This is a genomic window from Micromonospora sp. NBC_00421 (genome assembly GCF_036017915.1).
Lineage (GTDB): Bacteria > Actinomycetota > Actinomycetes > Mycobacteriales > Micromonosporaceae > Micromonospora.
Genome location: NZ_CP107929.1, coordinates 1,353,130 through 1,372,902, shown reverse-complemented (window position 1 = coordinate 1,372,902; position 19,773 = coordinate 1,353,130). Strand labels below are relative to the sequence as shown.

The following is a 19,773-nucleotide window of genomic DNA, read 5'->3' as shown; positions in this document are numbered from 1 at the left end:
GGAACCGGGCTCCGGCAGCCGAATCGAACCGGGCCTTGCTCAGCCACCCGTCAGGTCGCACTGGACCTGCACCGGCTCCGTGAGACGGAACCGGAAATGGGTGGCCCCGGTGGACGCGGAACAAGTGTTGCCGGACGGTGGGGATGCCCGGAAGAGCCGATCATGAAGACGTCCCCACCTGCTCACTGCCGTTGCAGCGCCCGGGGCTCACGCAGCAGGCCGGCGACGCCGCGGATGCTGTAGGTGCTCATGAAGTCGTAGACGTCAAGCGCCTGGCCGAAATCGTCTTCGATCTTCGCGAGGATCTCGACCGCCACCATCGAGTCGCCGCCGAGGTCCAGGAAGTCGTCGTGCACGCCGATCCACCTGAGGTTCATGGTGCTCCTCCAGATCGACAGGAGCCGTTCCTCGATGCCGTCGGCCGGCCCTTCGGACAGGGTGCACGTGCCGGCGACGACGGCGGACCGGACGTACTCGGTGTCGAGCGCGTCACCGGCGAGCGGCATGGCGTCGACGAGCAGCACGCCGTCCAGTCCGCAGTTCGCACCGAGCCGGTCCCACACATAGCTGCGAAGCTCCGGCCCACTCACGTACTGGGAGAACTCGACCACGCCGATCGTGGCGTCCCGATCATCGTGGCGAATCGTCGTCGCCCGTGCGTCACGCACGGCCGAATGCCCCCGCAGGGTGGATGCGAGCTCCGTCAAGCCAACCATCAACCGCTCCTTCAGTAACGGCGGCAGTCCGAGCCGTCGGCACGGATCGACAACAATCGCCAATGTTTCACGGAAAGCCGGGTGGCCGCAGAGAAACATCGGCAGAAATTCCGGAAGAGGCCGACCGCCGTTGCTTCTTGCCGCCGCCCCTTGCCTAACCCTGTCGAATCGGACCACAATTCACGCCGACGGGTGGCGAGACTGCGACCGACCGCTATTCGACATCACATTGTCGTCGACCCAGGGGGTAGTGCACGATGAACGAGATCAGCTACGCACAGTCATCGCTCGCCGAGGAGGACGTGCCGAGCACCGCCACGGAGCGGGCCATCGCCGAAGTGTGGGCCGAGGTACTGAACCTCGACGAGGTGGGACGGCACGACAACTTCTTCGACCTCGGCGGCCATTCGGTGCTCGCGACGCAGGCGGTGGCCAGGTTGAGCGTCGCGCTGGGCCGGGACCTGCCGGAACGCGCCCTGTTCGACTGGCCGACCGTCGCGACCCTGGCCTCGGCTCTGCCCGGCTATCCCGTCTCCACACCGGACGCACCGATCAGGCGCAGGTGACCGGCGGTCCGGGGCTCGGGGCCGCACCTCGGGCGGGACAAAACGATCATGCCGGAACCTCACGACATGCCGGAACCTCACGACATCGAGCGACACCAAACCATTCAAGACAATATACCGAGATTTCGCCCGTATGCTGCAGCATTAACAGCATTCATATCCCGTCACACCGCAGCATGAAGAATTGAGGCTACCCCCGGCGGCCGGCTCGGCGTACCACCCAGGCCCGCCCGCTTGCCAAGCGCACGACGGCCGGGCAAAATGGGATTGACGCTCGTCGTTCAGACGATCCCGTATGCTGCCGACATGGTACGAGTCGAGTTCCGGGTTCTTGGAACATTGGAAGCCGTGGTCGATGGTTCTCCCGTGCCGATAACCTCTCCGCGGCAACGTATAGTGCTGGCCAATTTGCTGATGGCCGCCAACCATGTCGTGACCGTCGAGAAGCTGATCGGTGCCGTCTGGGACGCTTCCCCGCCGCCCAGCGCGCGCGGTCAGATCCAGATCTGCATCTCCGCGCTGCGCCGGGCGCTCGGCAGTCCGGAGATCATCGACACCAACCCACTGGGGTACTCCATCCGGGTGGACCGCCAGCAGCTCGACTACCTCGTGTTCGACGACGCCCTCGCCCAGGGTCGCTCCGCCGCGGCCAACGGACGGCTGGACGAAGCGCTGGCCCACCTGGACCGTGCGATCGACATCTGGTCCGGCCCGGCGTTGGGCGGAGTGCCCGGCCGGGCCGCGGAGATCGCCTCCCACCGGCTGGAGGAACGACGGATCATGGCGCTGGAGGACCGCGCCGAGATCCGTCTGGGTCTGGGCGGTCATCGGGAGCTGGTCGAGGAACTGGTCGCGCTGACCACGGAACACCCCCTGCGGGAACGCCTGTGGGGATTCCGGATGCTCGCCCTCTACCGATCAGGACGCCAGGCTGAAGCGCTGGCGACGTACCGTCTGGCCCGCACCAACCTGGTGGGCGAACTGGGCATCGAGCCGAGCCAGTACCTGCGCAAACTGGAACGCGCGATCCTCAGCCAGGACAGCAGCATCAGCGGCGACGTGGACGAGGGCGGTACCGGGACCGCCACGGGCCTGCACCGGCCGCAGGAGTTGCCCGCCGATCTGCCGGACTTCGTCGGCCATGCCACGCTTGTCGACACGTTGACTGCCACGCTGACCAGCGAGGACACCACACAGGTGCCGATCGCGATCATCACCGGCGCACCGGGCTGCGGCAAGACCTCGCTGGCCCTGCACGTCGCCCACCTGTTACGCGCCAGATTCGTCAACGGCAGCCTCTACGCCTGCCTGTACGGGAGCACCGCCCAACCACGCTCGACCGACGCGGTACTCAGCGACCTCCTGCACGGACTCGGCGTCGCCCCGGCGGCGATCCCCGGCACGCGGGGTCAGCGGATCAACCTGCTACGCAGCCAGCTGGCGACCCGGCGGCTGCTGATCGTGCTGGACGATGTAGGCAACGAGGACCAGATCGCCGATCTGCTCCCCGGCGTGCCCGGTCCGGCGGTGCTGATCACCAGCCGCCGCAGGCTCGCCGGCATCCCGGGCGCTCGCGCCGTCGATGTCGACATGATGTCGGCCGCCGAGAGCCTGACCCTGCTCGGTCGGATCTGCGGGGAGCAGCGGGTCACTGCGGCACCCGACGCCGCGGCGGAGCTGACCCGGATGTGCGGCGGCCTGCCCCTGGCCGTCCGGATCGCCGCGGTCCGACTGGCCGCACACCCGCACTGGGCGGTCGGCACCCTGGTGGACCGGCTGCGCGACGAGCGGTCCCGGCTGGACGAGCTCTCCCACGGCGACGTCGCGGTCCGTTCGCTGCTCGCCGACGTGTACGAGTCACTCACCGCACCGGCGCAGACCCTGTTCTGGCTCCTCAGCGCACTGGAACTCCACGAGTTCAGCGCCTGGACCGCGGCGGCCCTGCTGGACTGCGACACGAAGCGGGCGACGGCGCTCCTCGACGAGCTCGCGGACGTCCGGCTGCTGGAGGCACACCTCTCCGCGCTCACCAGCCAACCCCGCTATCGATTCCACGAGCTGGTACGGGTGTTCGCGACCGAGCACCGGTTGACGCAGGGCGACCAGAAGGCGTACACGGAGGCGGTCACGCGGTCGCTGGGCGCCCTGCTCGCCCTGGCCGAGGAGGCTCATCAACGGATCTACGGGGGGCGCTTCGCGGTCCTGCACGGGACGGCGCCCCGGTGGGCCGGCGCGCGTGCCGAGTTCGACCGGTTCCTCGGCGATCCGACGGCCTGGTTCGACGAGGAGCGGATCACGCTGGAGGTGGCGGTCCGCCAGGCGGCGGAGCTGGAGCTGGACGAGTTGTGCTGGGAGCTGGCCGTCGTGTCGGTCACCATGTACGAGAGACGCGGCATGTTCGCCGAGTGGCGTACGACGCACACCGTCGCGCTGGAGGCCACCAGTAGGGCCGGCAACCGCCGGGGTGAAGCCGCCGTGCGGGCGTCGCTCGGTTCGCTGGGCGTCGCCCAACACGCCGAGGACGACGGCGAGAACCTGCTGCACGCCATGGAGTTGTTCGACGCGGCAGGCGACGAGGCCGGGTCGGCACTGACGCTGCGCAACCTTGCTCACCTGGACCGGATCCAGGGCCGGCCCGCCATCGCGGTGCTCCGTTACGAGCAGGCCCTGGCGAAGTTCCGGACCGTGGGTGACCTGGGCGCACAGGCCCATGTGCTGAGTGGACTGGCGCGTTGCCATCTGGATCTCGGTTCCCCGGCACAGGCCGAGACCCTGGCGAAGGAATCGCTCGCCCTGGGCGAACAGCTCGGTAACCGGCGCCTCCAGGCACAGGCGTTGTACCGGCTCGGTGAGGTCTTCGCCGACTCCGGACAGTCGTTGACCGCCAAGGCGGTCTTCCAGTCGGCGCTGGATCTGGCGCGGGCACAGGACGACCGCGTCGGCCAGTCCTACGCCCTCAACGGCCTCGGCAGGGCCATGTTGGAGCAGAACGAGTTCACCGCGGCCGAGATCCATTTCAGCGAGGCGGTCGAGCTCTGCCGGGTGACGCGCGAGCGGAACGTACACGCACACGCCCTGTTCGGGCTCGGCCGGGTATACCTGGGCCGGGGCGAGTTCGATACCGCGGAACAGTTCTTCGTGCAGGCCGCGAACGCTTTCGCCATGCAGGAGAACAACCCCTGGCACTCGCGTTCCATCGAAGAGCTGGGCGCGTTGCGCCAGGCTGCCGGCCGGCTACCGGCGCGGGGTGGGAACGAGTCGACCGGAGGTAGGTGAGGACCGGGCCGCGACGTCAACCCCGCTGGCCGGCCAGCCGCCACCGCTCGAGCTTCCCGGCGGACGAGCGCGGTACCTGATCGACGAACGTCACCCGGGTAGGCACCTTGTAGTTGACCAGAACGGCCCGGCAGTGCGCCATGAGCTCACCGCTGCTGACCGAGGCTCCCGGCCTGCGGACTACGTAGGCCCCGACCGTCGACCCGAGCACCTGCTCCTCAGTCGCCACCACCACGGCGTCCAGCACCGCGGGGTGTTCCAGCAACCGGGCCTCGACCTCGTTGGGATAGACCTTCTCGCCGCCCACATTGATCACGTCGTGCCGTCGGGGGGCGAGGAACAGGTAACCGTCCTCGTCGAGCCACCCGAAGTCGCCGACGCTGGCGAAACCGTCGGCGGTCGTTTCCAGCACCTGGCTGCCCAGGTACGCGTCTCCCCTGGAGACCCGGCCGGCGCGCATGAACACCTTGCCGGTCTGTCCCGGGCCGAGCCGGTTCCCGGCGTCGTCCCTGATGCTGATCTTCGTGAAGAACCCGCGACCCACCGTTCCGGGTCGCTGCTGCCATTCGTCCCCACGCACCAGGGTGCCGCCGATGTTCTCGGTCGAGCTGTACACCTCGTACAGGTGCTCTGGCCCGACCAGCTCGATCCACCGCTGCTTGGTGAACGAGTCGCACGACGCGGCTGTGTGCATCACCGTGCGTACGCTGGTGAAGGACGCCGGGTCGGGCTGGAGGAGCAGCAGGATGGTGCGCATGTGCGCCGGGGTGAGCTGGATCCACTCCACCGCGTGGCGCTCGACCAGCTCCACCGTCCAGGCCGGTAGGAAGTACGGCGGCAGAATGGTGGTGTTGCCGTCGAGGAGCCCGTCCAGCAGGGTGGTGAACGGGGCCGCATGGTGCAGGGGGCCGAGGATCAGCTGCCGCTGACCGGATCGCCAGCCGGCACGACGGCGCAACGGCAACGGCACCTGGTGCGGGTCGTAGCCGAGCGGCCCGGGGCGGACCGCGATCTTCGGGTGGCCGGAGCTGCCCCCGGTCGGCAGCAGGTAGCCGATCCGACGGGCCGGCGACCACGCCGACCGGCCCGCGTCGGCGTCGGAGGCGGCCTCGTGGGCGGCGGCTGGGGCGGCGGCTGGGGCGGCGGCTGGGGCGGCGGCGGCGATGAGCTGAGCCCGGCCGTAGGTCCGGCCGATGAAGGCGAGGAGCTTCTCCCGCTCGGGTCCGGGCGAGGCCGGGTTCAGCGGCAGCAGTGGCAGCTCGGCAGAGAGGACGGCCACGATGTCTACCACCGCCTGGATCGTGTTGTTCGCCTCGACCGCGACCACTCCCGGGCCGGTCCCCCGGGCGGCGGCGTCCACCAGTGCGTCCGCCCGCCGGCCGCTCCGCTCGGCCAACTCCCGCCACGTCAGTACCTGCTCGACGGAGTTCTCGTCGAAGCCGACGACCGCGGGCTGGTCGGTTGACGTCGCCGCGATATCGGTGATCCGCTGACGGATCGATACGGTCATTCGGGCCTCCCACGATCGAGTGCGTCGGCATCCGCCCGGCGGTCGACGACATGTCGGACGGTCCGGCCGAGTGGACGTGAACCCACGCGGCAGACCGGCCGCCGCACGCCTGATGGACGCAGGTCGATGATGTCCGGTGCGGCCCGGCGCACGCAGGGAACAACCGGCAGAACAACGCACACGATCCGACCCGTGAGTCGCTGCCGGTCCTTCCCTACTGCCCGGCACGGGGCGCTCAATAATCTGGCGCACATGGTTTCACCAGGGCATGTCGATAGTGCCGTGCCGGGCACTCGGACGACGCCGACCCGCCAGGCAACCCGGACCCGCGGCCCCCGCCGCCGGGAGCGATCGGTGAGCCTGGCCCCCCGGCCATCGGTGACCGTGCCGTTCAGCGGGACACGATCGGCCGAGGGGCCGCTCAACATCGGCCAGTACAACATCCTGCAGTGGCTCCGCGGTGAGTCGGAGCAGTTCTTCGCGGCCGTCGCCGGAGAACTCGACGTTCCGGCCACAGCCGTCGTCGACGACGTCGCCGAGGCACTCGCGGCCCTGGTCGCACGGCACGAGGGACTGCGTACGACGTACGTCGACGGCGTCGCACCACGACAGTTCGTGCACGCCACCGGTGACCTCGTCGTGGAGGTCTACGCGATCGAGGCCGCCGACCCGCGGCTCGTCGACCGGGCCGGCCTGACCCGGGACCTCATCCGTCGGTTGCGCGCCGCAGGCGCCTACCGCATCGACGAACTGCCGGTCCGGGTCGCCCTCGCGGTGCTGCCGGGTGACCCGTCCACCGGCTCCGCCCCGGTGGTGCAGGCCGCGGTGATCGGTTGCTCGCACCTCGCCGTCGACTACCAGGCGATGGAGATCGTCAAGAGGGAGTTCGCGGACCTGATCCGGGATCGCACCGCACGACCGGCCGGTGGACCACCGATCCAGCCCTTGGACCTGGTCGCCCTGGAGAACACGCCCAAGGCACTGCGGCACGAGGAGACGGTGCTGAACTACTGGCGCGACCGGCTGTCCCGCATGCCGCAGTGTCTGTACCCGGTCCCACGGGGCGCGGCGGGCGACGGATCGGTAGCCGTCGAGATGACCTCCGCCGCGGCCGGGATGGCGTTGCGAGCGGTGACGGCGCGCACCAGGACGAGTCGCGCCAGCGTCGTGCTGGCGGCGATCGGCGCGGTGCTCTCGCACCGGACCGGCAGCCGGGAGCTCGTGCTGCCCACCCTGTCCGCCAACCGCTTCGAGCCGTACCTCCGGCAGCACGTCGGCAGCCTCGCACAGCTCGCGTTGATCACGCTCACGATCGGTGACACCACCCTCGACCGGCTGGTCCGTCAGGCGTGGGCCGCGGTGGTCGACGCGAGCAGGCACGGCCGGTACGACGTGGACCGGCAGCGTGCCGTCGCCGGCCGGATCGAGCACGAGCGCGGCATCGTGTTCGACTGCGAACCGCTGTTCAACAACCTTGTCATCGAGTCAGGTCCGGCAGCAGGCAGGGCCACGGCACCCGCACCCGCACCTGGTGAACTGGACGCCGCGCGACGCGCGACGCAGCTCCGGCGGCAGCCGATGCCCGTCGGGACCACGCTGATCCGGTTCGATCTCTACGGGACCGACGGACAGTTGCGTCTCGGCTGTTGGAGCAGCGACACCTGCCGCATCTCCGCCGACGAGACCGAAGCGTTGCTCCTGGCGGTCGAGAACCTGTTGATCACGGCGGCTTCCGGTGACCTCGACGCCCGGGGGATCCGTGGCGCGATCCCGCTCGACCCGGTACAGCGGGGGCCGGGCTGGCTGTTCGTGGACGGCTGCTGGGTCGAGGTGACCGAGGTGCAACGGCTGCTCGGCGACGCACTGGCGTCCACCGGTGCCAGGGCCTTCACCGCCGTGCACGGTGTGCCGTTGGCCGCTCGTCTGGCCCGGACCGAGGCCGTACGCACACCTGAAGATGCCCACGCCGCGTGCATGGCGGCGCTGAGCGCGTATCCGACGGCAATGGCGCCACAGCACTACGTCATCTGTGAACGCATCCCGGATGACCCCGACGACCCGGCCGCATGGACCGACGTGTGTTGCCAGGGATCCGGCCGAAAGGGAGTCGACCGTTGACCACCAGCGAGATCACATCCACCAAGCTCACGCCCTCGGTGACCGGCGACGAGTCGGCACTGCCCGGCGTGCTGACCGCGCCCACCGACGGCGTGCCGGCCGCGAGTCATCTCGCCGGGGTCCGGGATTCGGTCCGTCGGCAGCTGCGTACCCACGGCGCGGTCCTGCTGCGCGGCTTCGACGTCGGCGGGGTCAGCGGGTTCGAGCGGGTCGTCCGGGCGGTGTCCGGCGCACCGCTGTCCTATGCCGAGCGGTCGTCACCACGCAGCACCATCGCGGGCCAGGTCTACACGTCGACGGACTACCCGCCGACCGAGGAGATCTTCCTGCACAACGAGAACTCGTACCAGGCGACCTGGCCGTTGACGTTGTTCTTCTACTGCATCACCCCGCCCGACACGCTGGGTGCCACTCCGCTCGCCGACACCCGTCGGGTTCTGCGGTCGATCGACCCGACCGTGCGGGAGGAGTTCGCCCGGCGCGGCTGGACCGTGGTCCGCAACTTCACCGAGGGCTTCGGCGTGCCGTGGCAACAGGCGTTCAACACCACCGACCGGGCCGAGGTCGAACGCTACTGTGCGGCGAGCGGTGTGGAGGTCCGGTGGATCGGGCGCACCGGCCTGCGCACGACGGCCCGCCGACGGGCGGTGCACCAGCATCCGGTGACCGGCGAGACCGTCTGGTTCAACCACCTCACGTTCTTCCACGTGACCACGCTGCCCGAGGAGGACTGCGAGGGGTTGCGGGAGATGTTCGACGAGGCGGACCTGCCCACCAACACGTACTACGGAGACGGCGGGCCGATCCCCGACGAGATCGTGGCACACCTGCGCGACTGCTACCGCGCCGCCCAGCGACGATTCGACTGGCAGCGTGACGACGTGTTGATCGTCGACAATATGCTGTCAGCCCACGGTCGTGAACCGTTCACCGGATCCCGCAGAATCGCCGTCGCGATGGCCGAACCATTGCCGGTACCGTAACGCCAGGTGGCGCCGGGTCGCCGGAGGGCCGCCCCGGTGGCGGCCCTCCGGCGACTCCTCCGGGAGGGATGATCAGCCCCACGGAGTGTCGCCAGGAACGGCGACCACCGAGGTGAACGGCGTGGTGAGCAGGTACGGACCGGAAACCATTGACACTCGCAACTCGGTACCCCTTGTCTGCTTCGGCTCTCGTGCCGGCTGCCGCCGACAGAACGAAGCTATGGCCGGCCGTTTTCAGGTCCCCATCATCACGCTTTACCCACCGGCCGGGACCTACCCTGCCGGTGATAGTGACATGGAGGCGCGTGGAACGACGATTGAGCAAGAAATGCCTACTCTCCGTCAACGAAGGCGACCTTCCTCATGGCCTCATCTCGGGACCACCGGACCGATACGCCGCATGCCGGTACCGCGGCGCTCATCTGCATACCCAGCGCCGGTAACGGCCACTTCCAGTTCGATCGGTGGCCCGACGCCGTCGGCCCGTGGTGTGTCGTCCGTACGCCGGCCGCAGGCGGGCCAGGCGGCGGAGCACAGGGGACCGACTCGACGGCCACCGGTCCACCGGCACCGCCCACGCTGCCGGAGCGGGCCGCGGAACTCGTGGCCGGTCTGGTGCGCCGAGGGGTCGAGAGGTTCGCGGTCTTCGGCCACGAGAGCGCCGCGCTGCTCGGCTACCAGGTCGCGGTCGAGTTGGACCGGCGGGGCGCGCCGGCGCCCCTGCGCCTGTTCGTATCGGGCTGTCCCGCACCCCACCGTCTCCACCGGTCGGCCGGCGAGGCGCAGACCGAGCCGACCGACGACGAGCTGACCGCACGCGTGCTGGCGACCACGGTGGCCACGGGCGGCAACCCGATGCCGTCGGTCGTCGCGACCGGCGTACGTGCGCTCCGGGCCGACCTGGCCACGTTGCGGGCCTACCGGATACCCCGCCCGACGCCGCTGCGCTGCCCGTTGACCGCGATCCGGTGGCTGGACCAGGGCATCGCACCGGAGGCACTGGCCAGCTGGTCGGCGTACGGGGACACCGAAGTGGTGCAGTTGCCCGGATCCAGGTTGAGCTATGCGACCGAGCCGGCCGACCTGTTGCGGGTCATCGCCGACCGGGCGCCGGCCGGTGATCCCCGGCGGCCGGCCGAGCGGTGACAGCGGCCGGCCCGGACGCCACCCTCCCGGGACCGCCCACGCCGGCGGACGGGAGCGGGTCCGCCGGGACACCACGGCCGGCACCGGGGCGGAGGACCGTGGACGACCGGCTCAGATCAGACCGGCCGCTACCCCGCAGGCCACGGCGTGGGCCCGGTTGCGCACCTGCAACCGCGCCATCATGTCGTAGATGACGTTCTTCACCGTGTGGTGGGAACACAGCAGTGACCTGGCGATCGTCGCGTTGTCCTGGCCCTCGGCCATCAACGCGAGCACCCTCGTCTGCCGGGGCGTCAGCGGCGACCGGCCAGCCGACCGGGACGTTCCGGCCGGGTCCGGCGTACCGACGCCACCGAGCACCCCGACCAGCACCTCGTGCGGCAACCGGACCTCGCCGTCGCGGGCGGCCCGCAGCGCGGCGGCCAGCCGGCCCGGTGTGGCGTCGGTGAACCGGAGCATCACCAGGGTCCCCGACCGTAGTACGCGGACCACGTCCGTCGGCGAGAAGCGGTCCGCGATCACCAGCGTTCCCCGCGGCGCGGACCACGGCTGCGGCGGGCACGCCACCAGCGCCTCGCTCACCGTGGCGACCGCGGTGACGATGACGGTGTCCGGTGATCCGTACGGCTCGGGCACCGAGGTGACGCCGGCCTGCCGCAGGGCGGCCAGCACCTCGGCCCGGATGACCGCGTCCGGGGCCACCAGATGTGCGGTCGGGGACGTCATGCGCCTCTCCTGTCCGTCGTTCACAACATCCCGGCCCGCAGGGCGAAGGCCACCGCGTGGGCCCGGTTGCGCAGCCGGAACCGCCGCGTGATGTCGTGCACGACACTGGTCACGGTGCGCGTCGAGTAGCACAGCTCCTGCGCGATCTCACCGGTCTCCCGTCCGTCGGCGAGCAGCCGCAGCACCGCGCGCTCGCGGTCGCTGATGTTCGACGCGAGGGTGCCGGCGGGAACGGTCGGCGCGGCGAGCAACCGGTCGAGCATGTCCGGCGAGACCGTGCAGTCCCCCTCACCGGCGGCCAGCACGGTGCGGGTGAGCCGCTCCGCGGTCGCCTCCCGGCGTCGGAGCAGGCCGCGCGCACCAGCCGCGATGGCCCACAGCGCCTCAGCCGGCTCCACCTCGGGCACCACGAGCACCACCTCGGGGCGGTCCGCCCCGGCACGGACGGCCCGCACCGTGTCCAGCGCGTCCTGGCCCAGTTGGTCGACGACCAGGACCGTGACCGCGGCCCGCTCCCGCGTCGTCACCACGGTGATGTCCGGGCACCCGAGCATCGCGCTCGTCACGCCCGCCTCCAACACCGGGTCGGTCGCCACGACATTGACCCACATCGGTTCGCCCATCACGCCTCCTTCGTCGCCGCGCCGTGGCGTGGCGTGGCGTCGGAATCTCCTGGGCGTACGGTTCCGCGACGAGCTAACTGGTCGCTGTCGGCTCGCTGTCAGCCACCGGCGCCGGACGATAGCGGACCATCGACTCGCTATCGTCGCCCCGCGCCGCGACCCGGTCGCCGAACAGGCAGCCAGCGGGAAGCGACGACAGTCGACGTCTCCCGCAGGTCTGCCGATTCTTCTCTGCAGCCGGTCCGGGTCCCGTGGAACATTGACAACCGTTGCGGACCCGTGCCGAAAAGGTGGGTCACCGCCGTTACCGGAGGAGCGGTGGATGGACGACTCGGCAGAGCTCGCCGCCACTCCGACAGCGCATTCGACCGGGCGGCACGCACCAGTGTCGCGTCGTGGAGACCCTGGTCGAATGGGCGGCGGTGGCTTCGCGTCACCACACCGGCCGCGCCTGCCGGGTCGACGGACGCGAACTGAGAGCAACAAGGGCCGATACCGGACAATCGCCGAACCGGCGGGACGTGGGGTGAATCAGTGATCAGTTCTGACGTCAGTGGAATCGCTGCGGATCTGGCGGCGAATGCCACTCTCCTGGAGATCGCCGAGAATCTGGGACTCTCACCGCTGCTCGACCGTGGGACGCCGTTCACGCTGGCCGAGGCAACGGCGGCGGCCGGCGTCGCCGAAGCGCGCATCCTGCCGTTCCTGCGCGCCATGGTCGCCGCCGGTCTGCTCGAGCACGACGCCGAGACCGGGCTGTTCGCGCCCTGCGCCCAGCTCGCGGACCGCAGGTACGAGGCGGGTTACCTCTCCTGGTCGCTCAACGCCAACCGGCCGTACATCGATCACGCCGAGCGGTTCCTGCGCGAACCGGAGACGGCCGGCCGGCACCACCAGCGCGACGGCCGACGGGTGGCGGTCTCGTCCCGCTGGATCGGCTCGTACGGCTTCTATCCCGGGGTGTTGTCCGAGATCATCAGCCGCAAGCCCCGGCGCATCGTCGATCTCGGCGCCGGTGCGGGCGCGTTGCTGATCCGGCTGCTGACCGAGCTGCCCACCAGCACCGGCGTGGCCCTGGACCTCAGCCCGGGGGCGTGCGAGGAGGCCGAACGCGCCGGTCACCGCGCCCAGGTGGGCGATCGGCTCACGGTGGTCAACCGGTCCGTCGAGACGCTCGTGGACGACCCGGGTCCCCTCGCCGGCGCGGACATCGTCCACGCCGGTTTCGTCATGCACGACGTCGCGCAGACTCCCGAGGTCTTCGCTGGTGTCCTGCGGTCGTGCCGCGACCACCTCGCCGACGGCGGCTGCCTGGTGGTCACCGATGCGGTGCCGTACGTGGACACACCGGGCGAGCGCGCCTTCAGTGCCCTGTTCAGCTACCTCCACGAGAGTGCGATGGGTGTACGGCTGCCGGCCGAGGACCAGTGGTGCGAACTCTTCCGGCAGGCCGGCTTCTCCGACGTGACCAGCACCCCCCTGCCGATGCCCGGCAGCCGGCTCTTCGTGGCCACCCGATGAGCCGGAACGACGGATCACCGGCCCTGGCGGAGCACGACGCCGAGTGGATGGCCCGGGCCCTGTACGAGGCGCGGCAAAGACGCGTACCGATCGCCCCGTTCACCGACACCCGCCCCACGCTCGACGCGGCGGGCGGCTACGCCGTCCAGCGTCGGCTGACCGACCTGCTGGTCGCCGACGGCGAGCGGGTGATCGGTTACAAGGCCGGGCTCACCTCCACCTCGATGCAGGAGATGTTCGGGGTCGACGCACCGGACTACGGCCCGGTGTTCGCCTCGACCGTCCACCCGGACGGCACCCGCTTCGCTCCTGGCGAGTTCATCTCGCCGAAGGTGGAAGCCGAGATCGTCTTTCGGCTGGCGAGCCCGTTGACCGGTCCCGGCGTCACGGTGGAGCAGGCCCACGCGGCGATCGGAGAGGTCGTCGCCGGTCTCGAGATCGTCGACTCCCGGATCGCGGACTGGCGCATCCGACTGGGCGACACGATCGCCGACCTCGCCTCGAACGGCGCAGCCGTCCTGGGACGTCCGGTCCCGGCCCGCCCGGACCTGGACCACCGGCTCGTACGAATGGCCTTCCGCCGCAACGGGGAGCTGGTCGCGTCCGGTCGGGGCGCCGACGCCCTGGGCGACCCGGTGGCGGTGGTGGCGTTGCTGGCGAACCTGCTGGGCGAGAACGGCGTCACGCTGGAGGCCGGGCAGCTGATCATGACCGGTGCCCTGCACGCCGCGGTCCCGCTGCGCCCCGGCGACACCTACACCGCCGAATTCGACCAGCTGGGCGCGGTCACCCTGCACGTAGCGCATGCGTAGTCACGACCCGGGTAGGAAGGCGATCCCCTCGATGAATCCAGAACGACGGCTGTCAGTCGGGGTACTCGGCGCCGGACTCATCGGCGTCGACCTGGCGATGAAGGCCGACCGGTCCGCCGCCCTGGACCTTCACCTCGTCGTCGGCCGGACGGCCGAGAGCCCGGGCCTCAAGCGGGCCGCCCGGCTGGGGCTGCCGGTCACGAGCCGGGGCCTGCCCGCACTGGCCGACCTCGACGCACCGCTCGACGTGGTCTTCGACGCCACCGACGCCGGCTCGCACGCCGAACACGCCGAGGCGCTGGCACCGCTCGGCACGCTGCTGGTCGACCTGACGCCCAGCCGGATCGGGCGGATGGTCGTCCCCACCGTGAACGGCGCGGACGTCACCGCCCACCGCGACCTCAACATGGTCAGCTGCGGCGGACAGGCGGCGGTGCCGATCGTCCGGGCGGTCGCGCGGGCCCACCGCGTCGACTACGTGGAGGTGGTCGCGACCGCCGCGACGCTCAGCGTCGGCCGTGGGACCAGGCTGAACATCGACGAGTACGTGGAGACCACCCAGGACGCGCTGCGCGAGTTCACCGGCGTCGGGGACGTGAAGGCCATCCTCAACATCAGCCCGGCCCGTCCTCCGGCGACCTTCCGGGTGGCCATCTCCCTGATCGGCGCGGGGCTGACACCCGATTCGGTGCGCCCACTCGTGGCCGCCGCCGCCGCCGACGTCCGTGCCTTCGCCGCCGGCTACACCGTGACGAGTTGCCTCGTGGCGGACGACAGCAGGGCGTTCATCGCCGTGGAGGTGACCTCCACGGGCGACCAGATACCCGCCTACGCGGGCAACCTCGACATCATCAACTCCGCGGCGATCCGGGTCGCCGAGCGCTGTGCGGTGGCACGCCGACCGATCGACGTCCTGGAGGGGGCATCATGAGCCGGCAAGCCGTGGAGAACACGCCGGGGCGACCGATCCTGATCCACGACCCGACGTTGCGCGACGGCCACCACGCCGTCCGCCACCAACTCGGGCGGGACCAGCTCCGGGCGTACGCCGAGGCCGCCGACGCGGCCGGGGTGCCCGTCGTCGAGGTGGGGCACGGCAACGGCCTGGGCGCCTCCTCCCTCCAGGCCGGCCGCGCCCTGCTCAGCGACGCGGCGATGCTCTCGGTGGTCCGGGACGCGTTGTCGACCAGCAGGCTCGGGGTGTTCATGCTGCCGGGCTGGGGCACCACCGAGAACCTCCGGCAGGCCATCTCGTACGACGTCGACCTCGTCCGGATCGGCACCCACTGCACCGAGGGCAACCTGGCCGAACGGCACCTCGGGCTGCTGCGCGACGTGGGCGTCGACGCCCACGGCGTACTGCTGATGAGCCACATGGCGACTCCCGAGCGCCTGGCCGAGGAGTGCGCGCGGCTCGTCGGGTTCGGCGCGACCGGCGTGGGAATCCTCGATTCCTCCGGCTACTACCTGCCGCCGGACGTGAGCACGCGCATCGCGGCCATCCGGTCCGCGGTCGACGTGCCGGTGATGTTCCACGGGCACAACAATCTCGGTATGGCGGTGGCGAACTCGATCGCCGCCGCCGAGGCGGGCGCCACCATCCTGGACGCCTGCGCCAGGGGGTTCGGCGCGGGGGCCGGCAACACGCAGTTGGAGGTCCTCGTGCCCGTGCTCGAACGGCTGGGCTACCACACCGGCATCGACCTCTACCGGCTGCTGGACGCGGCGGACATCGCCGAACGGGAACTGATGCCCGCACCGCCCACCATCGACTCGATAGGCGTGGTGAGTGGTCTCGCCGGGGTGTTCTCCGGATTCAGGAACCGGGTGCTGGACGTCGCCGCCCGCGAGGGCGTCGATCCGCGCGACGTCTTCTTCGCGCTGGGCCGCCTGCAGGCGGTGGCCGGACAGGAGGACCTCATCGAGGACGTGACGCTCACGTTGCGTGCCGGCTCCACGGGTCGAGGTGAACGGATGACGAGCCATGTTTGACCAACTCAAGGCCATTCTGGTCGAGGACCTGCAGATGCGCACCGAGGACGTCGTCGCCACCGCCGACCGCGCCGAGGTGGGCCTCGACTCGCTCACCGTGGTCGAGCTGTCGGCCCTGCTCAGCCAGCGGCTGGACATCGAGGTCTCCGACTACGAACTGCTGGAGCTCGCGACCGTCGGCGACATCGCCGATCTGGTCGCGGAGCGCTGTCGTGGGTGAGACCGCCGGGCCGTCCCACGCCGCCACCCGGGGCCTGTCGCGCAACGAGTCGCCACACGACCCGCTGCCCGACATCGTCGCCTCGGTGGCGGCGGGCGGCCGGGACGTCAACCGCTATCCCGACCCGGCGTGTACCGACCTGATCCTGGCGCTCGCCGACCGCCACGGTGTGGAGGCCGACCGGGTGGCGGTGGGCGCCGGGTCCTGTGCGTTGCTCCAGTCGCTGTTCCAGCTCGCCGGGTCGGGGGCCACGGCCGTCTACGCCTGGCGGTCCTTCGAGTACTACCCGGTCCTCGCCGACCAGCTGGGGGTCCGCTCGGAGCGGGTGCCGCTGGTCGACGACACGCACGACCTCACCGCCATGGCCGATCGGATCACCGCCACCACCCGGCTGGTCGTCATCTGCAATCCCAACAACCCCACGGGCACCCTGGTCGGCCCGGAACAGCTGCGCGCGTTCCTCGATCGCACCCCGCCGACCTGCCTGGTGGCCCTGGACGAGGCGTACTTCGAGTACGTCGACGAGCCCGCCGGGGCCGGCGGCCTCGCGCTGTGCGACAGGTATCCGAACCTGGTGGTCCTGCGCACGTTCTCGAAGGCGTACGGCCTGGCGGGACTTCGGGTCGGCTACCTCGTCGGCGCCCCACACGTCGTGGCGTCGCTGCGCGAGATGGCGTTGCCCTACGCGGTGAGCGGTCCGGCCCAGCGCACGGCGATCGCCGCCCTCGGCGTCGAGGAGGTGCTCCTGACGCGGGCCCGGGAGACGATCGCCGAGCGGACCCGGGTGCGCGCGGCCCTGCTCGCCGACGGCTTCGCGGTTCCCGTCAGCCAGGCCAACTTCGTCTGGCTCGGGCTCGGCGAGGACGCGGGCCCGTTCGGCCGCTGGTGTGCACGGGCCGGTGTCGAGACGCGGGTCTTCGACGGTGACGGCGTTCGGGTGTCGATCGGTTCGCCCGCGGACAACGACGCGTTCCTCGCGGCGGTGCGCCGGTGGCGTATCCGCAGGGCGGCGGAACTGCTCACGACGGGAACGGTGGGATGATGCCGGAGAACACAGCCCTCCCCCGGAGGGTGGTCGTCGCGCCGGGGATGTGCAGCGGTGGCTCACTGATCTTCGGGCGGATCGGTGACTGGACGTGGGAGTCGGTGGCCGAGGCCTGCCGCACCAACGTGCACGCCGCCCGTACCGCCGAGGGCCAACCTACCTATCTGTCGTTCTACTACTACCGGGTGCGTGGCGGGAAGGTCGTTCATCCGCACGGCCTGACCTTCGGCGACGAGCTCGACGTGACGTCGAGGGTCTTCCAGTTCGGCGGCGGCTCGGTGCTCACCCTGCACCGGCTCGCGCCCGCCGGTTCCGGCCCCGGCACCGCGGTCCTCGATCCGGCGGAGTTCTACGAGACGCCGAACCCGGAGTGCATGTACGCGGAGACGCTCAACCGGTGGATCGCGCGTGGCCGTCCGGACAGCAACCGGGTCCTCACCGAAACCGTCCCCCACGACTTCGACCACGTCGATCTACCGCGACTTCCCAATCGGTTCTCACCACGTACGCTCGTCGGCCGGGCCCGTCACGCGGGCAGCTTCTGCGCTCCGGGGCCGCCCGGATTCACGCTCGCCGGGCAGGAGCAGTCCTTCGCGTACGCGTTGGACGCCGTACGGGACATCAACGGCGCCGGACTGGTCTACTTCGCCTCGTACTTCTCGATCTTCGACACCGCGCTGTTGCGACTGTGGCGCGGGCTCGGCCGTAGCGAGCGACAGTTCCTCCAGCGGCGGGTGATCGACCAGAAGGTGGGCTTCTTCGGCAATGCCGACCTAGGCGCGCTCTTCACCATCACCGCGCGGAGATGGCAGAACGTCGCCGACCCGCTCTCCGAGATCGCCGACCTCGAGCTCCGCGAGTCCACCACCGGCCGGCTGCTGGCGGTCGCGGCGATCGAGACGGAAACGCCGTCGACGCCGGCATGAGGACGGTGCCGTCGACGCCGGCATGAGGACGGGGTCGACGGCGACAGGTCGCGGGGTCGGTCGGCCCGGCCCGGGCCGACATTGCACGGGCACGGTGGCGAACCTGCGACCGTGCCCGTCCTGGCGTGGCTGACGTTCTTCACCGGGTGCTCGGCACGTCGCACCGCAGGGACCGGACGGGTGCGATCCGTGGGCCGTCCAGCGCGGACGGCCCACGGATCGCACCTTTCCCGGCTGAGGCACCGGGGCCGGGCGGGCTTACCGTCCCGCTGTCGTCGCGGGCTGCCCTGTCGTCGCGGGCTGCCCTGTCGTCGCGGGCTGCCCTGTCGTCGCGGGCTGCGCGCCGGTCAGCGTCACGGGACCGAACCGCCGCAGCGCCACCACGAGGTTGACCGCCGCGAGGGTGGACAGGGCGGCGAGGACGAGCAGGGTAGTCGTCACCCCGAAGCGGCCGATCGCCACTCCGCCGGCGACGAAGCCCAGCGGGCCGGCGATGTTGCTGATGGTCATGACCGCCTGGATCACCTTCGCCCGGATGTCGGCCGGGAACCGGGTGGCCAGGATGCTGAAGAACGGGGCGTTGGACAACGGAAGCGCCGCACCGGACACCGCGAGCGCGGCGACCAGGACCGGCACCGGCACGTCGAACAGCAGCACCCACCAGGGAAGGACGAGCTGGAAGGCGGCCAGACCGAAGACCAGCGTCGGGGACAACCGGCTGCCGACCAGATAGCTGACCGCCGCCCCGGCGATGGCACCGGCACCGAAGCCCGACAGCAGCAGCCCGCCGACCTTGGCATCGCCGCCGAAGCGGTCGAACGCCAGCAGCGGCAGCGCGAGCATCAGGACCCGCATGAGGAAACCGAAGCTGACGGTCGAGACCATCACCCGGCGGAGGAAGTCGTCTCCGAGCACCGCGCGTACGCCGGCCAGGACCCCCGTGTGGGTCGCGGTCTGCTGCTCCGACCGGGGTGGCGGCGGTGCCGTCCGGGACGTGCGGGGGACGAACCACCACAGCAGCAGACCTGACAACGCGTAGGTCGCGGCGTCGAACCACAGCACCTGCTCCGCACCGAGGGTCGCGATCAGCACACCGGCCACGGCCGGACCGGCGAGCGCGGCGACGTTGAAGCACCCTTCCAGCACGCTGTTCGCCCGCATCAGTGCCTTCGGGTCCGGACCGGCGAGCTCGGTGGCCAGGTCGCGTTGGGCGGCGAAGTAGGGCACCCCGAGCACGCCGATCACCGCGACCACCGCCAGCAGCAGGGGGAAGCTGAGCCGGTCCAGCGCGGCCAGCACGGGGATCGCCGCGATGGCCACGGCCTGGGCGAAGTCGGCGACCACCATGGTCCGGCGGGCGCCAAACCGTTGGATCACCTCACCGCCGGCGAATCCGAGCAGCGCCATGGGCAGCACCGACACGGCGAAGACCAGACCCGCCCGGGGCGCCGAGTCGGTGCTCTCCAGGACCAGCCACGGCAACGCGAGCATCGTCATCTGGCTGCCGAAGGCGGAGCCGCTGCCGGCGGCGTACACCGCCACGAGTGCCCGGCCGGCCGGAGCAGGTCCGGGCGGTGGCGCGGTGTGCACCCC

The 19,773-nt window shown here is 70.7% G+C and carries 17 protein-coding genes; 12 read left to right on the top strand and 5 right to left on the bottom strand.

Annotated elements, in window-relative coordinates; translation table 11 throughout:
- Positions 1 to 182: 182 nt before the first annotated feature.
- The gene (locus tag OHQ87_RS06120) at positions 183 to 779 is read right to left on the bottom strand and encodes an acyl carrier protein (RefSeq protein ID WP_328345728.1); all 597 of its coding nucleotides are present in this window, start codon (positions 777 to 779) and stop codon (positions 183 to 185) included.
- 194 nt (positions 780 to 973) lie between these two features.
- Here OHQ87_RS06120 and OHQ87_RS06115 point away from each other — a divergent pair, with 194 nt between their 5' ends.
- Together OHQ87_RS06115 and OHQ87_RS06110 are read left to right on the top strand one after the other, a co-directional pair.
- On the top strand, positions 974 to 1,282 hold the full coding sequence (locus tag OHQ87_RS06115; RefSeq protein ID WP_328345726.1) for a phosphopantetheine-binding protein: 309 nt from the start codon (positions 974 to 976) through the stop codon (positions 1,280 to 1,282).
- Positions 1,283 to 1,696: 414 nt separating this feature from the next.
- Entirely contained in the window at positions 1,697 to 4,558 is a 2,862-nt protein-coding gene (locus OHQ87_RS06110; RefSeq protein WP_442930690.1) for a BTAD domain-containing putative transcriptional regulator, read from the top strand.
- 16 nt (positions 4,559 to 4,574) lie between these two features.
- On the opposite strand, the gene OHQ87_RS06105 is transcribed toward OHQ87_RS06110, so the two are convergent.
- Positions 4,575 to 6,068, bottom strand: coding sequence for a class I adenylate-forming enzyme family protein (locus OHQ87_RS06105; RefSeq protein ID WP_328345722.1), 1,494 nt, complete (start codon positions 6,066 to 6,068; stop codon positions 4,575 to 4,577).
- A 354-nt stretch (positions 6,069 to 6,422) separates the two neighbouring features.
- On the opposite strand from OHQ87_RS06105, the gene OHQ87_RS06100 reads away from it, so the two are divergent.
- The 3 genes from OHQ87_RS06100 to OHQ87_RS06090 all read left to right on the top strand — a co-directional run bounded on the left by OHQ87_RS06100 (position 6,423) and on the right by OHQ87_RS06090 (position 10,315).
- Positions 6,423 to 8,186 (top strand): condensation domain-containing protein, encoded by a 1,764-nt coding sequence (locus OHQ87_RS06100; protein ID WP_328345720.1) that lies wholly within the window; start codon positions 6,423 to 6,425, stop codon positions 8,184 to 8,186.
- 59 nt (positions 8,187 to 8,245) lie between these two features.
- Entirely contained in the window at positions 8,246 to 9,169 is a 924-nt protein-coding gene (locus tag OHQ87_RS06095; RefSeq protein WP_442930795.1) for a TauD/TfdA family dioxygenase, read from the top strand.
- A gap of 363 nt (positions 9,170 to 9,532) precedes the next feature.
- A complete protein-coding gene (locus OHQ87_RS06090; protein ID WP_328345718.1) occupies positions 9,533 to 10,315 on the top strand; it encodes a thioesterase II family protein in 783 nt (260 codons plus the stop codon).
- A 111-nt stretch (positions 10,316 to 10,426) separates the two neighbouring features.
- Here OHQ87_RS06090 and OHQ87_RS06085 read toward each other — a convergent pair whose 3' ends face one another.
- Positions 10,427 to 11,041, bottom strand: coding sequence for a helix-turn-helix transcriptional regulator (locus OHQ87_RS06085; RefSeq protein ID WP_328345716.1), 615 nt, complete (start codon positions 11,039 to 11,041; stop codon positions 10,427 to 10,429).
- 20 nt (positions 11,042 to 11,061) lie between these two features.
- Positions 11,062 to 11,664: a response regulator transcription factor gene (locus OHQ87_RS06080; RefSeq protein WP_328345714.1), complete on the bottom strand. Its 603-nt coding sequence runs from the start codon at positions 11,662 to 11,664 to the stop codon at positions 11,062 to 11,064.
- 534 nt (positions 11,665 to 12,198) lie between these two features.
- Here OHQ87_RS06080 and OHQ87_RS06075 point away from each other — a divergent pair.
- From OHQ87_RS06075 to OHQ87_RS06045, 7 genes are read left to right on the top strand one after another with little or no spacing between them, the layout of a single operon-like run.
- Complete coding sequence (locus OHQ87_RS06075; protein ID WP_328345712.1) at positions 12,199 to 13,185, top strand: class I SAM-dependent methyltransferase; 987 nt, start codon at positions 12,199 to 12,201, stop codon at positions 13,183 to 13,185.
- Positions 13,182 to 13,997, top strand: coding sequence for a 2-keto-4-pentenoate hydratase (locus tag OHQ87_RS06070; protein WP_328345710.1), 816 nt, complete (start codon positions 13,182 to 13,184; stop codon positions 13,995 to 13,997). The genes OHQ87_RS06075 and OHQ87_RS06070 overlap by 4 nt, the downstream gene beginning before the upstream one ends.
- A gap of 31 nt (positions 13,998 to 14,028) precedes the next feature.
- Complete coding sequence (locus tag OHQ87_RS06065) at positions 14,029 to 14,928, top strand: acetaldehyde dehydrogenase (acetylating) (RefSeq protein WP_328345708.1); 900 nt, start codon at positions 14,029 to 14,031, stop codon at positions 14,926 to 14,928.
- Positions 14,925 to 15,989, top strand: coding sequence for a 4-hydroxy-2-oxovalerate aldolase (gene dmpG / locus OHQ87_RS06060; RefSeq protein WP_328345706.1), 1,065 nt, complete (start codon positions 14,925 to 14,927; stop codon positions 15,987 to 15,989). Before OHQ87_RS06065 ends, dmpG begins: the two co-directional genes overlap by 4 nt.
- On the top strand, positions 15,982 to 16,209 hold the full coding sequence (locus OHQ87_RS06055) for an acyl carrier protein (RefSeq protein ID WP_328345704.1): 228 nt from the start codon (positions 15,982 to 15,984) through the stop codon (positions 16,207 to 16,209). The genes dmpG and OHQ87_RS06055 overlap by 8 nt, the downstream gene beginning before the upstream one ends.
- Positions 16,202 to 17,251: a histidinol-phosphate transaminase gene (locus OHQ87_RS06050; RefSeq protein ID WP_328345702.1), complete on the top strand. Its 1,050-nt coding sequence runs from the start codon at positions 16,202 to 16,204 to the stop codon at positions 17,249 to 17,251. Before OHQ87_RS06055 ends, OHQ87_RS06050 begins: the two co-directional genes overlap by 8 nt.
- Positions 17,251 to 18,180, top strand: a complete 930-nt coding sequence (locus OHQ87_RS06045) for an LnmK family bifunctional acyltransferase/decarboxylase (protein ID WP_328345700.1) — start codon at positions 17,251 to 17,253, stop codon at positions 18,178 to 18,180. Before OHQ87_RS06050 ends, OHQ87_RS06045 begins: the two co-directional genes overlap by 1 nt.
- A gap of 258 nt (positions 18,181 to 18,438) precedes the next feature.
- Here OHQ87_RS06045 and OHQ87_RS06040 read toward each other — a convergent pair whose 3' ends face one another.
- Positions 18,439 to 19,770: an MFS transporter gene (locus OHQ87_RS06040; protein WP_328345698.1), complete on the bottom strand. Its 1,332-nt coding sequence runs from the start codon at positions 19,768 to 19,770 to the stop codon at positions 18,439 to 18,441.
- Between the last annotated feature and the right edge of the window lie 3 nt (positions 19,771 to 19,773).

Bases quoted from the DNA above. Each gene is read 5' to 3' on its own strand.
- OHQ87_RS06115 (WP_328345726.1), top strand. From the start codon at position 974: ATGAACGAGATCAGCTACGCACAGTCATCGCTCGCCGAGGAGGACGTG.
- OHQ87_RS06110 (WP_442930690.1), top strand. From the start codon at position 1,697: ATGGCCGCCAACCATGTCGTGACCGTCGAGAAGCTGATCGGTGCCGTC.
- OHQ87_RS06105 (WP_328345722.1), bottom strand. From the start codon at position 6,068: ATGACCGTATCGATCCGTCAGCGGATCACCGATATCGCGGCGACGTCA.
- OHQ87_RS06090 (WP_328345718.1), top strand. From the start codon at position 9,533: ATGGCCTCATCTCGGGACCACCGGACCGATACGCCGCATGCCGGTACC.
- OHQ87_RS06085 (WP_328345716.1), bottom strand. From the start codon at position 11,041: ATGACGTCCCCGACCGCACATCTGGTGGCCCCGGACGCGGTCATCCGG.
- OHQ87_RS06080 (WP_328345714.1), bottom strand. From the start codon at position 11,664: ATGGGCGAACCGATGTGGGTCAATGTCGTGGCGACCGACCCGGTGTTG.
- OHQ87_RS06070 (WP_328345710.1), top strand. From the start codon at position 13,182: ATGAGCCGGAACGACGGATCACCGGCCCTGGCGGAGCACGACGCCGAG.
- OHQ87_RS06065 (WP_328345708.1), top strand. From the start codon at position 14,029: ATGAATCCAGAACGACGGCTGTCAGTCGGGGTACTCGGCGCCGGACTC.
- dmpG (WP_328345706.1), top strand. From the start codon at position 14,925: ATGAGCCGGCAAGCCGTGGAGAACACGCCGGGGCGACCGATCCTGATC.
- OHQ87_RS06055 (WP_328345704.1), top strand. From the start codon at position 15,982: ATGTTTGACCAACTCAAGGCCATTCTGGTCGAGGACCTGCAGATGCGC.
- OHQ87_RS06045 (WP_328345700.1), top strand. From the start codon at position 17,251: ATGCCGGAGAACACAGCCCTCCCCCGGAGGGTGGTCGTCGCGCCGGGG.